Origin of the sequence: Priestia sp. 179-F W1.4 NHS (genome assembly GCF_045369295.1) — a bacterium.
Classification (GTDB): domain Bacteria; phylum Bacillota; class Bacilli; order Bacillales; family Bacillaceae_H; genus Priestia; species Priestia zanthoxyli.
On record NZ_JBIQFF010000012.1, the window covers coordinates 1 to 13,370 of the forward strand.

A 13,370-nucleotide genomic window follows, 5' to 3' on the forward strand; every position below is an offset into this window, starting at 1 on the left:
GTTATTGTTAGGTACTACATACCCGTTTTTTAACGTAAAGGTGTTTTTTATTTGTCTCACTCTAGGGGGTCAGTCCCAAGGAGATACAGGCTTTTTCTTTTCTAATTTAGTTACCATAAGTTTGATTATCGATAGCCAAATAAACTTTTTAAATATTAAATTTTAAGGTTAACACTGACTTTAAGCTCTATCATTAAATACAAATTAATATAAAAAGGAGTATATTGAGAAGATTTAATAAATCAATTTTGATGGGTTGTAGTTTTGGCATTTATAACTATTAGTGACCATTAGCATATTTTTCCCACTACAACTAATTTATTGTAACCCATTGCTTTAGGTAAGTTAGCATAAGCCTGGTCCATTATCAAGATATTAACTAGTAAGGTTTTTAAAAGTATTAAAAATGGTTTTGACAGTAGAAAATGTCGGAAAGAATTTTCCCTTTTTGCAATTTATTATATGTTTCTTCGGCCTCTTTTTCTGTTTTGAATTCTAATATAGTAATATTATTTTCTCTTGAATAAGCATTTATTATAGTAACCATCCACATGAAAAAAACACTCCAGTTCAAAGATTATTTTCACTTTTATACGTATAAATATTCCGGACATGTTCCTTGAATTTTAAAGTTAGATTTTCCCTATTTCCTTCTGACTCTTTAAGGCAATTATCTTTTTATCAAACTTCATGGCTAATACTAATATAAAAGCTATAATTAAAATAATACTTAAGAAAATTAAACCAGATTGCATGTTTCCTGTAGAATCTTTTAACCATCCAACTGCATAAGGGCCAACAAAACCTCCTAGATTTCCAATTGAATTAATTATTGCAATCCCAACAGCTGCTGTGGCTGGACTTAATATCATAGTTGGCAATGACCAAAAAGGACCTTTGAAACAATACATTGCTGCCAATGAGGTTGTTATTAAAATCATCGCAATAAATGGATTAGACACCACCCCTACACTAAATAACGTTAAACCAGATACGAGTAACGGTAAAGCTGTGTGTACACGTCTTTCGCCAGTGCGGTCTGAACGCCTTGACCAGTAGTTCATTACTATTGAAGCAATAATGTAAGGAATTGTAGCAATGAATCCAATCTGTGTGTTTGTTAAGTAGCTCGACAATCCTTTAATAATTTGGGGCATCCAATAACCAACACCTAGTGTGCCTGCAGTATATACAAAGTAAATTAAGGAGAGGTGCCATAGTTTAGGATCAGTCAAGGCTGCCTTATGACTAGAGGTTTGTTGGCCTTTCTTTTCTCTTAGTTCTTCGTCTTTTCTTAATTCTGAAATCAACCAATTTTTTTCTTCATCTGTTAACCACTTTGCTTGTTCTGGTCGGTCTGTTAAGTAGAAATATGTTACAAATCCTAAAACAACAGCAGGGGCACCTTCTATAATAAACATCCAACGCCATCCAGGTATATTCATCCAATGAATATGATCCATAATTAGAGTAGAGACGGGGGCTCCAATAATATAAGAAACTGCGATTGCTGTCATAAACATCGCAATTGTACTTGCTCTTTCCTTAGCTCGAAACCAATAAGTAAGATATAGAATAACACCAGGAAATAAACCTGCTTCTGCTACTCCAAGAAAGAATCTAATAATATAAAGTTGATTAGCACTCTGAGCAAACCCGGTTGCCATAGAGATAATTCCCCAAGTAATGAGAATTCTAGTAATCCAAACTCTTGCCCCAAATTTTTGCATTAAGATATTACTTGGTACTTCAAAGATAAAATAACCAATAAAAAAAATACCTGTAACGAGACCAAACATTTTACTTGTTAGTCCCAGTGCTTCATTCATTTCCAATGCTGCATATCCTACATTTGCCCTGTCTAGATAAGAAATAATATAGAGTAAAAATAGAAATGGGATAATTCTTCGTGTTACCTTTCGAATTGTCTTCTTTTCGAAATTCAATTGAGAATTTTCCATTGAAATTCCTCCTTTTAAAATAATAAAAAGAAATTTTAATAGCGCTTACATTTGTTTTGAAAATAAAGAGATACTCTTATGATTTTGTAAGATGTGTAAGAGTATCTCCATTTATCCTTCTGTTTTCTCCTCAATACAGCCAGCAAAATTAACTAAATTAAGTCTGATAATAAAACTTTTTGTAATAGTGTCAAAAAACGTTTATTTTTAATTAAAAATGCTCTCAATGCTTGGTATACCGTTAAATATTAAATGTTTTGGTTGATAATTAATGTTACCTAACACAGTTTCTCCATCTACATCCGGAAAAGCAGTCTCCGTGGAAGCAGAATCCAGAACCACAAGGTTTTTTGGAGTAGAAGTAAAATTGTTAATTCCTAACAATTTAGGAGCTGTTACCAGAACTGCTCTAAAAGCTTCATCTAAAGACAGTCCACCTACAATCATTTTAGAAATTATGTAGCTCATGTTATAAACAGGGTATTCTCTCCATGACGCGCTTGTTAAATCTGTACTGATAGTGTCTGGTTTAATTCCCTCAGCTAAACATTTATAAAAAACATCCCAATTAAAGTGTTTTCTACCATGGCCGATATCTAATAATATTCCTCTTTCCACTGCAGCTAGAAATTCTTTTTTTACCTTTCCAGCAGTATTTAACACGTTTCCATTCCTTCCTTGAAATGGATGAGTTAGAATGTCCCCTTTATTAAAATATTGTGTTACCTCTTCAATATCTAGTTTTGTTCCAGTTAAATGAACCATTATGCGTAAATTAGTTTGATCGGCTGCTTTTCTTGCTAGTCGTAATAAAGACCGGTCAGTAGTTTCGTCCATCTGGCCTAAGCGAATCTTAATTCCTAATAAACTATCTTCAGCTGAAGATGCAACTTCAACAATTCGATCCAACGAAATGTTTTCTGGTTTGGTCGGGTTAGGGTTGGGGTGATTAGTTAGCCCTTCTGGTAAGGCTGATAACCAAGAACGTACTGTTAACGGGCTGTTTTCCCAGTAACGATTTGCCTCTTCCCATCCGTCATAACCAAAAGTACCTGCGTCCCCAACTGTAGTTACTCCTGAGGAGAGATATTGTTTATCTGTAACACCAATCTCTGCTCCAGGCGCCCATAAATGACAATGAAAATCTACTAGTCCCGGTACAATTACACTAGATTCAGATAAATGAATATCCCTATCATCCTCATGAGTAACTGTTATACTTGTAGACTTATTTGGAATGAACCCTTTTTCTGACCAAATAGAACCACCTTGAAAATTCCATACTCCCATGTAAATACACCCCTTAACTTAAATATTGATATAATAGATGAGTTTATTTAATTGTTTACAGTAACATCTTCTTTATATGCCTTGATAACATCCAACCAATGATCTGGCTTTTGTCCTTTAAACTTTTCTTTTAAATTAAATGAAGCCAATGTTTCTAGCTTACTTTTTGCTGCTTTAGACATAACAGAATCTAAATTACAAGCCTCTAACATTTGAATAGAGCCGTCTAACTCAATTGATCTTCTTAATGCATGTATAGACGTTCCGGTTACTAATCGGTTCATTGTTTCTCTAAAGCCCTTGCTATCAAGAGTTTCACTAATAGAATCTAAGACTAATTGTTCTACATTAAATTCATGAGAAGCTTCTAATAACTCTAGATAAAGAGCAACTACACCTTTCATATAAATGCTGCGGATTAGTTTTACAGCAGAAGCATCACCGGGTTTTTCACTTACTTTAGTTATGTTCATACTGTAAGGATTCATTAAGGATATTAATCGATCTACCCCATTTCCACTTGCTGAAATAGGGACCTTATGTTTGTAAACTGGCAAGGGACCTAGCATTGCGACATCCACAAAAAATGCATTTCTTTCTTGTATATTTGTATTGATTTTTTGTTTCACGACAGGAGTGGAAGCTGATACATCTACATAGATACAACCTTTCTTTATAAATGGTTTTAGCATCTCACTAACTTCAAGTGCTTTATCTGCGGGTACTGCTACCATTACTATATCTACTTGTTTTAAAACTTCTTGAGGTCTACAAAGAAGCTCCACTTGAGCTTGAGCAGCCCGTTCTTTAATTTGTGGACCAAATGTAGGATGGTCTATCATAACATCATGAGCGAAAATGGTTTCTAGCCCTTCGCCTTTTAGACCAATTGACAACTCAAAGGCTGCCTCTCCAAATCCAATAAAACCCAATCTCATTTTAAAGCTCTCCCTTCTGTTTATAACCCATATGCTTTCATTTGTTCTCTTAACCATGAAGGCTGAATGTTGCCTTCAGCTTCACCTTGCAGACGCGCTTTTTCAAATGCTTCAATCGTTTCTAAACGTGTTTTCTCATACTCTAATTTTTTTTCAGCTTTAGAAAGAACCTCTTCAATCTTTTCTTTTGGAACTACAACAACCCCGTCATCATCACCTATAATTAGATCTCCTGGAATAACGGCTACACCTCCACAAGAAATAGGTTTATGTAATTCACCTGGACCGTCTTTTAGAGGGCCATTCGGAATAAACCCTTTTGAAAAAATAGGGAACTCTGATTCGCTGAGCGTCTCCTTATCACGAACTGCCCCGTCTATAATAATGCCCTCTATTCCCATAGCTTTAGCTGCAGCTGCCATTAATTCTCCGAGATAAGCATTTGCGGTATGCCCCTTCCCATCAGCAACTAATACATAACCTTCTGTCCCATCATAGATTGCCTGGTGAAGAAATAAGTTATCTCCAGGTCTTAAACTTACAGTTAAGGCAGTTCCAACTACCTTCATTCCTGGAGATACAGGCTTAATCTTATAATCCATTGAACCTGTACATCCCATTGCATCAGAGATAAGGGTTGTATTAAGACGCTTAGTTCTCTTGATAATATCTTCGGATAGTGCTGGTGCTAAATGACTCATTAATATACACTCCTCTTCTTTTTTTGATAGTAAATAAATGGTACGTAATGAACCTCTTTGAATCTGTTCTACTTAATAAATAAAGGTAACGCTTACAAAATTTTAGATGGTTTAATAGAATTAGTGATGTATTTCTACTCAAAAAATACTTGCAGTTTGTTTGTTGTATCTTCAAAAAGATAAAGAAACATCGTAAAATAACAGTGTTAGTAATAAATATTACTAAAATTTATATTGTAGTAATATTTATTACTTTTAATTTAATTGTATGTTATCACCAATGCTTAATAAAGTAAATCTATTTTTATAAACAAAGCGTCAGAAAAACATGTCCTAAGATTTATTACTTAAAAGAAACATTTTTACATAAAAAATCAAACATGCTAAAATTCAAGTAAGTATTGTGATAAATACTTTTTATATACTTTAAAAAATAAAATTTACAATATAATCTGTTTAATTGGAGCGAATGTATGGAAAATCCAATATTAAAATTAAAAGATAATATATCACAACTAACAGAAACTCAACGTAGAGTAGCAGACTACATCCTTAAAAACCCTGTCGATGTAGCTTTTCTAACTGTTGACCAATTGGCATTAGCAGTAAAAACTAGTACAACTACGATAATGAGATTAACTTTTAGCCTAGGCTATTCTGGGTATGCAGAGTTTCAGAAAGGACTTCAGGAGCTGTTGCGTAATAATGCTGCTCCTCAAATTAGATTGGAAACAAATTTGAAGGGCTTAGATGAGAGTGATTTATGGATGCGTTGTGCAGAAAGTCAGTTCAACAACATTCAATCAACAGTAGAAATGATTTCTACAGAGAGTCTAAATAAAGCGTTAGAAATGATTGTATCTGCAGACCGTATATTTTGTACCAGTGTTAGAAGTGGTTTACCCGTGGCACAGCATCTATCTTTTGGCCTCAATCGATTGCTCGGAAACTGTGAGCTAATTGTATCTGACTTAAGTGATTGGGTGGATAAGGGTATTACCCTTACTTCTAAAGATTTAGTTATTGCAACCTCTTTTCCAAGATACGCTAGAAGAACTGTTGAGTTTGTAACAGCTGCCAAAAGTCACGATGCAAAGGTCATTTCAATTACCGACAGTTATTCTTCTCCTTTAGTTAAGTACTCAGATTTAGTACTGACTTGTAGTTCTAGTAGTATTGCTTTTCACAATTCGCCTATAGCATCACTATTCGTGGCTGATTACCTTGTAAGTGCAATAGCTATAAATTATCCAGAAAAGACAAAAGATCGTTTAGATAAAATTAATTCAGTTCTCACAAAAATTAACTACCATTACACTGATTGAATATATAAGCATGGTAAGAGTATGAGGTATCAAATTGAGAAAATAATTTGATATCTCATGCCCTTGCCATTTTTTATTGAATTAACCGGAGTACTTCCCGTTGACTTATTATTTCAATAAAAAAACATTTACTTTTCTTAAGAAGCCATGATAATATACTTTTAAATAGTCACAATTATTACAACTTTTAAATAAAAAGTAATAATTATTACTTCATTTAAGTTGTAGTGATTAATATGGTTACTTTTATGAAATCACTTTTAGATATCATCCGGAGTTATCTAACTGCTTGACTACTTAGATGCTGTAAAGTGACTATAAGTTTATTGGCTATACTGCTTGTACTTTTTTTAAAACATACAAATAAGAGGGCCTATCTATGTTCCTAATTCACGATTAACATAAACTTAGCATGGGAATGGTTAGTCAAGAATAGAAAGTGGGTTTGTTGATAACAAATTATAAACTATGAGCATTACTTAAAATTCGCGTTAAATTATTTGTAAACCCTTACATAGTATGAGCAAATTGTTAATGAATTACTTTGTAAAAATAAACAAGGGAAATTATAGAGGGGGTATAATATGTTAACACTTTTAGGTTTTTCTATGATTGTAGTATTCATGTATTTAATCATGAGTAAGCGCTTATCTGCTTTTAGTGCATTAACAGTGGTTCCTATCGTCTTTGCTTTATTGGGTGGATTTACTGATTTAGGTCCGATGATGATGAAGGGGCTTGAAACCATTGCTCCGACAGCAATTATGATTATATTTGCTATTCTCTATTTTGGGGTGTTAATTGATACAGGGTTATTTGATCCTTTAGTTGCTAAGATTATAAAGATGGTTGGTGGCGACCCTCTAAAGATTGTAATGGGTACTGGAGTACTTTCTTTAATAGTAGCTTTAGATGGCGACGGTACCATTACATATCTAATTGTAGTAACTGCATTTCTCCCACTATACAAACGATTAGGTATGAATAAACTTATTCTTGCTTGTATTCCAGCTTTAGCAATGGGTGTTATGAATTTGACTCCTTGGGGTGGTCCTGCTGTACAAGCTACGGCGGCCGTAAAGGCAGACGTAACAGACTTGCTATTACCACTTATTCCTTCTATGGTTGCAGGAACTATCTGGGTTTTAGGGATTTCTTATTTCCTTGGACGACGCGAGCGTAAAAGACTAGGTGTTATCAATATAGATACTGAATTTAATAATGAAATTGCTGCAGCTCTTGATGTAGGAATGGATGCATCAATAAAACGCCCAAAATTATTTTGGTTTAACTTAGTTTTAACACTTTTACTTCTTACTTCTTTAGTGCTAGGGTTCTTACCGTTGCCAGCCTTGTTTATGATTGGATTTGCTATCGTAATGATTGTTAATTATCCAAATTTACAAGATCAAAAGGAGCGTTTACATGCTCATGCAGGAAATATATTAACGGTTGTTTCCATGATATTCGCAGCAGGTATATTTACTGGGATTATAGATGGAACAGGGATTGTTAAGGCTATGGCGGATACTTTAATAGCAGTTATTCCTGATGCTCTTGGACCAAAATTAACAGTAATAGTTGCGCTTATAAGCATGCCATTCACATTTTTTATGGCAAATGCCCCTTTCTATTTTGGGATTATCCCTATTATGTCTGAAACAGCTGCTCATTTTGGCATTCCTCCATTAGAAATTGGTCAAGCTTCTTTACTTGGACAACCCTTACACCTACTGAGCCCACTTCAAGGTTCTATCTACGTCTTAGTAGGACTTCTTGGTATTGATATAGGTGATCACATTCGTTTTGCTGCCAAGTATGCCATTGGAACAGCGTTAGTTATGACGATTGTAGCTGTTTTATTTGGAACACTCTCCATATAAGTCATTTATAGTAACAAAAAAAGAGAGCTGACTTTTTAAAATAGCTCTCTTTTTCTCATCTGATTTAACAAATTTCTTTCTATTTATTTCACCAAAAACGTTCGTAAAGATGTAATTACAAAAAAGGACGTTCGTAATTTATTCTCAAACTTAAACGAACGATAGAAACAGTAGATTTCTGATAAAAAATAAACGTTCGTAAACGTATACTTTTACGGACGATGTATTCTTTATCATTTGAATGTAAAGACTTTTTCTACGCTCAAATTATTATCTCTATACAAAGAAAATTGGTATTTTCCTGCAGAGAGTTTCCCTGGACTAATTTTAAATTCGTAACCCGAAGTGGCCTCATCATTAGGAATAGTTTCTTCCATTAAAACATTGTCCTTATCCTTGATATTAGCTAATTTTAATACAAACTTTTTATTTTGCTTTTCTTTTCCTGAAGTGCTTTTAAAATGTGTAGAGACAATTATCTCCTTGTTTCGATCCACTTTATTTTGTAGATCGATGATTTGTTGAGATTCATCATTCGTTTTATATCCTATTTCTATGTTATCTCTGTTGATTTCTCCATCGTCTTTGAGTATAAAAAAGGTAATTACAATAGAGATTAATACAATAGATGAAATCAATAATTTTTTCCTTTTTACCATATAAATTACCTACTTTATTTTACTTATAATTACTCATTTAATTAATATCTAATGCTACGAGCTACATATAAAAAAGGGGTAGAACTTTTTTCTCCCCCTTTTTTCTTATAGAGAGAATTGCCTTTTATTTATTGTCATTAGTTATTTCTAAAGAGATGTTTTGGTTCCCAATTTTATTACCCAAATAAGTAAATAAAATAGTACTACACGTAATCATCGTTACAATGACTGCTGTTAGTACTTTATAGTCGATAATCAGCTTTCCAGGATCTACGAGTAATAAAATATAGGTTAATATAATCCCTAATACTATCCCTATAATTAATCCAATGATGATATAGGTAGTAACTTGTGAAAGGACTATGTTTCGAATTCCTTTAGGCTTAACACCCATTGTACGCAATACAGCATATTCTTTTCTTTTTGAGTAGATATTATTTGCCAGCGAATTAAACACACCAACCATTGTACAGACAACCAAAGTCGCTATTACTACTATAAAGATACCCCAACGTTGATAAAAAATGGATGTAGCTTGTTTAACGGATTGTTCATAGTTACTGATTTTAAGTTCTGGAAACTGACTCTTTATTCCCTCAAGCTCATTGACTGCATCTTTTATATGTGCAGAATCTACATAAAGTGAGTAGAAATCAACATCCATCAATTTTCCATTATTCCAATCCAGATAGGCATCCGCACCATTTAACATCTGCTTCTCTATAGAAGTAACGATATAGCTTCCATTTGGCTCAACAGCTTGTTTAGCTTCAGAGAATTCTCCTAATTGAACGGTTTGTCCTACTTTTAAATGATTTTGTTTTGCAAAACGCTCAGATATGATTAAGCTATTATCCGCAGGTTTACTTTTTAATTGAGACATTAGCCCTTGTGTTTGTAACCTTTCTAAATCAACTACTGCATAATCTATATTTATATTTTTGTCCTCTTCTTGTAAATACGCCAATCCTAAAGTGCTAAAATTACTAACAGACTCCACATCCGGTAACTTCTCTACTGCTTTAGTCAATTCTCTAGAGTTTATTTTTGTATTAGAAAGTCGAGTTTCAACAACAATAGGAGTTCGAAAATCATTTTTTAAACTCTCCTGTTCAGTTACTTGAATAGTCCTTAAGGTAACAGATCCAAACACAGCAATAATCATTAAGGAGCTTATTGTTAAAACAATCATTGTATTTTTTTTGACTTGAGGGATTAAATTTTTAATTGCTATGTAATATTCCCGACCAAATATTTTTTGTCCAAAAGGTAATAGTCCTTCTAAAATTTTGGGTAACCATACGGGGAAAATGATAAAGAACGCCAGTAGGACAAGAACAGCAGCGCTTAGTAAGAAAAAGACCCCATACTCACCCCTAGTGGGCAGCACTTGACTAGCTATTAGTAAAAATAAAGATACACCTATTAAAATCTTAAAAAGAATGACTCTAGCTTTAGAATAGCCAAAATCTAATTGTTCATTTTTCTGCATAACCTTAAGGGGTAATATTTTCGCGCTTCTATAAGACGGTATCAATAAAAATAATTGAATGATGATAAAACTACACAATGAAATAATAAGTGCTATTCCTAAATGAAACTGTGTTGGAGATGAAGAAATTTTAAAGAATTTGCCCATCCATGCATAAACGTATTTTTGACTTAAAGAAGTTCCTAACAGGCCTATGCATATACCTGAAAAATTAATAATAATACTTTGAGTAAAAATTAATTGGCTTATTTGCTTTGTGGTGGCTCCTAATGAGCGCATAATAGCAAATTGATTTTTCATTTTATAAAGTAGTAACTCGAAATTAGAAATAATTAAGAGTGAAGTCACTATTAATACTAAGAAGGATAATACAATAACAAACACTTGTAAGGATTGTAGATTATTCTTAACAAATGGATCTTGCTCTGCTACATCGATTCTTAAATCTTTGTCATACGATTTAATTTGATTCGACAATGTTAATACGTTCATGCCCTTTTTTGCTTTAATTAATAAGTAGGTAGCATCTGCATGTACATGCTCATTTAATCTGTTGTACTCTTTGGCTTTTTTCTGATTCATTAGGATCATGTCAGGAGCAATGCCTGTAGCATCTAAATCATTTATGATTTCTACTAAGGTAAAGGAGTTACCTTGAATAGACACTTCGTCTCCAACCTTAGCATGTAACGTTTTAGCTAGCCCCTTATTCATCGCTATAGAATCATCGTTTAAAACCTGTTTAAAATGATAACGACTCTTTGCTAAGTCACTGTTTTCTACACCTGCTGTGTAGGTAGAAGAGTTAATCTTATCTAGGGTAACATGCGTGACTGATACTCTAGATAGTTGCTCCACGTTCTTATTTTGTGCTATCTGCTCTGTTAAGCTAGGTGAAACAACTTTACTTTGATCGATGTTAAACCCCACAGATAAATCCATATCTCCATACATCTGCTTCAATTCATGTTTTAGAGTACTTTGAGCGTTAAATGAAAATAAAACCATGCTTAAAGTCAGCATGGCTGCAATAGCAATACTGAGTATGGAAGAAACAACAATAAATTTATTCGCACGAAAAAGTCTAAATGAAAGTCCTTTTAATGATTTCATACTACTTGCCTCTTCGTAATTAGTTTAAACTTCTCCAAGATATATTCTAAATCATTGTGTGCATTACACTTGTATTCATCTACGATATGGCCATCATGAAAAAATAGCACACGATCTGCATATGTGGCCACGTGAGGGTCATGCGTGACTAACAAAATGCTCTGTTTAAGCCTTGTTTTTGTATCTACTAAAGCATTTAAAATGTCTATAGATGTATTAAAATCTAAGTTTCCTGTGGGTTCATCAGCTAAGATGATAGGAGGTTCTGTAATAATGGCTCTTCCTATAGCTACACGTTGTTGTTGTCCACCTGACAGCTGAACAGGTCGATGAGATTTCCATTCTGTCAGTCCTATAAGTTCCATCACTTGATTTACCTTTGACGTAATGAGCCCTTCTTTTACTCCTTTTAGAATTAAAGGAAGGGCAATATTCTCCTCTACGGTTAAATCTTTTAACAAATGAAAGGACTGAAAGATAAAACCAATATTGTCTCTTCTATATAACGAGGCTTGAGGTTCCTGGAACATTTCTTTTGAATACTTTCCATTTACTTTAATAGATCCCGTTGTAGGTTCATCTAACGCACCTAAAATGTTTAAGAGCGTACTTTTCCCTGAACCACTTGTCCCCATTACAGCAACCATTTCTCCTTTATACAGTTGAAAGGAGATATCTTTTAGTGCTTCTACTTGTTGCTGTTCACTCTTATAAATTTTTGATAAGTCTTTAATGTCTAATACTGTTTGTTTACTCATGTATTCACCTCGAAGTATGTTTTCATCTTAAAAACTAAATCTGACCTTTCTTATTGTAAAAATACTTGTTCTTAACCCTTCACCACCTACAAGTAGTACGTCCTTAACTGGAAAAAGTTCCATACTTATGAAAAAAATACATAATTTACACATCAGCTGCTTTTTATGCTTATATTCCGTGAAGGAAAGTACGCTAACTAATATTCGATGGATAATATAGTAACTAGCTATTGCATAAGATACATACACAAACAAAAATTAAAGTTAATTAAAATATATATTTAATTTTATTAAAAATAGTTTTAATTTTATTTAACTTTATGGTATATTCTAAATATAGGAAGGGGAGGTTATTTGTGGATAATAAAGATGTTCCTTCGTGGATACTCTCGTTGGAAATGGATGATGTAGAATTTATAAGAAAATTTGTATTAAATTCAGGTTCATTAAAGAAGCTTGCAAAAGACTATGAGGTGTCTTATCCAACTGTTCGTATACGCTTGGATCGTCTAATACAAAAGATTGAAATAAATGAGGAGCATGATAAAGAAGAACTAATCAGTCTTGTTAAAAAACTTGCGATTGAAGAGCGTATTAGCTTGGAAGACGCAAAATTAATTATTGAAAAGTATAAAAAAGAAAAGGATGGCTGTTAATGAATGATACAACCAAGCTATTGGTAGTGATAATAATACTAGGATTTCAACATTTTTTCTCAACTCGAAACAATAAATATTTTGGTGCTATTCTTCCACTAGGATACACACTGGTAATGATTTGGTTGTTTGTAAATAATCAATTCGACAAACCACTGGCATTTATTCTATATCTCTTATTAGGATTAGCCTTTTTGTTATCAGGTTGGAAAGCAGGGAGAAATAAATATCAGAAAGATAGAAAAAACGAATTAAACAAAATGAAAACTAGAGATATATAAACAGGAAAGGGAGATTAAATAATGGATTGGAGTACTATTTTAGTTATTGCAATTGCAATCTTAAGTCATAATTTTTTATCTACTCGAGCGAGTGTGTATTGGGGTGCAATCATTCCAGGATCTTTTTTAGCATATTGTGGGTGGGTCTTGTTTACAAAACATCAAATATTAATTGATCATCCTATAAAAGCTCCCTTAGCCGTACTTTTTGTGTTATCTATATTTATTGTGGAATGGGGAGTAGGCAGAGACTCTTATAAAAAAAAGCAAGAAAAAGAATTGAACAAGATGAAAACGAGAGATATATAAAATC

The 13,370-nt window shown here is 33.2% G+C and carries 12 protein-coding genes; 5 read left to right on the forward strand and 7 right to left on the reverse strand.

From position 1 onward, the window contains the following. Positions 1-632: 632 nt before the first annotated feature. The 4 genes from ACH0CI_RS25340 to ACH0CI_RS25355 form a co-directional block, all read right to left on the reverse strand. Complete coding sequence (locus tag ACH0CI_RS25340) at positions 633-1,961, reverse strand: MFS transporter (protein ID WP_154992495.1); 1,329 nt, start codon at positions 1,959-1,961, stop codon at positions 633-635. 207 nt (positions 1,962-2,168) lie between these two features. Continuing rightward, a complete protein-coding gene (locus tag ACH0CI_RS25345; RefSeq protein WP_154992496.1) occupies positions 2,169-3,251 on the reverse strand; it encodes an amidohydrolase family protein in 1,083 nt (360 codons plus the stop codon). Between the two features lie 47 nt (positions 3,252-3,298). Then, positions 3,299-4,189 (reverse strand): prephenate dehydrogenase/arogenate dehydrogenase family protein, encoded by an 891-nt coding sequence (locus tag ACH0CI_RS25350; RefSeq protein WP_406902405.1) that lies wholly within the window; start codon positions 4,187-4,189, stop codon positions 3,299-3,301. A gap of 20 nt (positions 4,190-4,209) precedes the next feature. Next, the gene (locus tag ACH0CI_RS25355; RefSeq protein WP_154992499.1) at positions 4,210-4,890 is read right to left on the reverse strand and encodes an RraA family protein; all 681 of its coding nucleotides are present in this window, start codon (positions 4,888-4,890) and stop codon (positions 4,210-4,212) included. 473 nt (positions 4,891-5,363) lie between these two features. On the opposite strand from ACH0CI_RS25355, the gene ACH0CI_RS25360 reads away from it, so the two are divergent. Both ACH0CI_RS25360 and ACH0CI_RS25365 read left to right on the forward strand, forming a co-directional pair. Beyond that, positions 5,364-6,215: a MurR/RpiR family transcriptional regulator gene (locus ACH0CI_RS25360; protein ID WP_221817296.1), complete on the forward strand. Its 852-nt coding sequence runs from the start codon at positions 5,364-5,366 to the stop codon at positions 6,213-6,215. Positions 6,216-6,799: 584 nt separating this feature from the next. Next, positions 6,800-8,098: a CitMHS family transporter gene (locus tag ACH0CI_RS25365; protein ID WP_154992501.1), complete on the forward strand. Its 1,299-nt coding sequence runs from the start codon at positions 6,800-6,802 to the stop codon at positions 8,096-8,098. A gap of 233 nt (positions 8,099-8,331) precedes the next feature. Here ACH0CI_RS25365 and ACH0CI_RS25370 read toward each other — a convergent pair whose 3' ends face one another. The 3 genes from ACH0CI_RS25370 to ACH0CI_RS25380 form a co-directional block, all read right to left on the reverse strand. After that, on the reverse strand, positions 8,332-8,757 hold the full coding sequence (locus ACH0CI_RS25370; protein ID WP_394557188.1) for a hypothetical protein: 426 nt from the start codon (positions 8,755-8,757) through the stop codon (positions 8,332-8,334). Positions 8,758-8,881: 124 nt separating this feature from the next. Next, positions 8,882-11,362: an FtsX-like permease family protein gene (locus ACH0CI_RS25375; RefSeq protein WP_394557187.1), complete on the reverse strand. Its 2,481-nt coding sequence runs from the start codon at positions 11,360-11,362 to the stop codon at positions 8,882-8,884. Beyond that, the gene (locus ACH0CI_RS25380) at positions 11,359-12,120 is read right to left on the reverse strand and encodes an ABC transporter ATP-binding protein (RefSeq protein ID WP_406902406.1); all 762 of its coding nucleotides are present in this window, start codon (positions 12,118-12,120) and stop codon (positions 11,359-11,361) included. Before ACH0CI_RS25380 ends, ACH0CI_RS25375 begins: the two co-directional genes overlap by 4 nt. 356 nt (positions 12,121-12,476) lie before the next feature. Here ACH0CI_RS25380 and ACH0CI_RS25385 point away from each other — a divergent pair, with 356 nt between their 5' ends. Genes ACH0CI_RS25385 through ACH0CI_RS25395 form a run of 3 tightly spaced genes read left to right on the forward strand, consistent with a single transcriptional unit; the run spans position 12,477 to position 13,366 of the window. Further along, positions 12,477-12,776 (forward strand): DUF2089 family protein, encoded by a 300-nt coding sequence (locus ACH0CI_RS25385; protein ID WP_394530739.1) that lies wholly within the window; start codon positions 12,477-12,479, stop codon positions 12,774-12,776. Continuing rightward, positions 12,776-13,057, forward strand: a complete 282-nt coding sequence (locus ACH0CI_RS25390; RefSeq protein ID WP_394530740.1) for a hypothetical protein — start codon at positions 12,776-12,778, stop codon at positions 13,055-13,057. The genes ACH0CI_RS25385 and ACH0CI_RS25390 overlap by 1 nt, the downstream gene beginning before the upstream one ends. Positions 13,058-13,078: 21 nt before the next feature. Further along, complete coding sequence (locus ACH0CI_RS25395; RefSeq protein WP_394530741.1) at positions 13,079-13,366, forward strand: hypothetical protein; 288 nt, start codon at positions 13,079-13,081, stop codon at positions 13,364-13,366. Positions 13,367-13,370 lie beyond the last annotated feature (4 nt).

Bases quoted from the DNA above. Each gene is read 5' to 3' on its own strand.
- ACH0CI_RS25340 (WP_154992495.1), bottom strand. From the start codon at position 1,961: ATGGAAAATTCTCAATTGAATTTCGAAAAGAAGACAATTCGAAAGGTA.
- ACH0CI_RS25345 (WP_154992496.1), bottom strand. From the start codon at position 3,251: ATGGGAGTATGGAATTTTCAAGGTGGTTCTATTTGGTCAGAAAAAGGG.
- ACH0CI_RS25350 (WP_406902405.1), bottom strand. From the start codon at position 4,189: ATGAGATTGGGTTTTATTGGATTTGGAGAGGCAGCCTTTGAGTTGTCA.
- ACH0CI_RS25355 (WP_154992499.1), bottom strand. From the start codon at position 4,890: ATGAGTCATTTAGCACCAGCACTATCCGAAGATATTATCAAGAGAACT.
- ACH0CI_RS25360 (WP_221817296.1), top strand. From the start codon at position 5,364: ATGGAAAATCCAATATTAAAATTAAAAGATAATATATCACAACTAACA.
- ACH0CI_RS25365 (WP_154992501.1), top strand. From the start codon at position 6,800: ATGTTAACACTTTTAGGTTTTTCTATGATTGTAGTATTCATGTATTTA.
- ACH0CI_RS25370 (WP_394557188.1), bottom strand. From the start codon at position 8,757: ATGGTAAAAAGGAAAAAATTATTGATTTCATCTATTGTATTAATCTCT.
- ACH0CI_RS25375 (WP_394557187.1), bottom strand. From the start codon at position 11,362: ATGAAATCATTAAAAGGACTTTCATTTAGACTTTTTCGTGCGAATAAA.
- ACH0CI_RS25380 (WP_406902406.1), bottom strand. From the start codon at position 12,120: ATGAGTAAACAAACAGTATTAGACATTAAAGACTTATCAAAAATTTAT.
- ACH0CI_RS25390 (WP_394530740.1), top strand. From the start codon at position 12,776: ATGAATGATACAACCAAGCTATTGGTAGTGATAATAATACTAGGATTT.
- ACH0CI_RS25395 (WP_394530741.1), top strand. From the start codon at position 13,079: ATGGATTGGAGTACTATTTTAGTTATTGCAATTGCAATCTTAAGTCAT.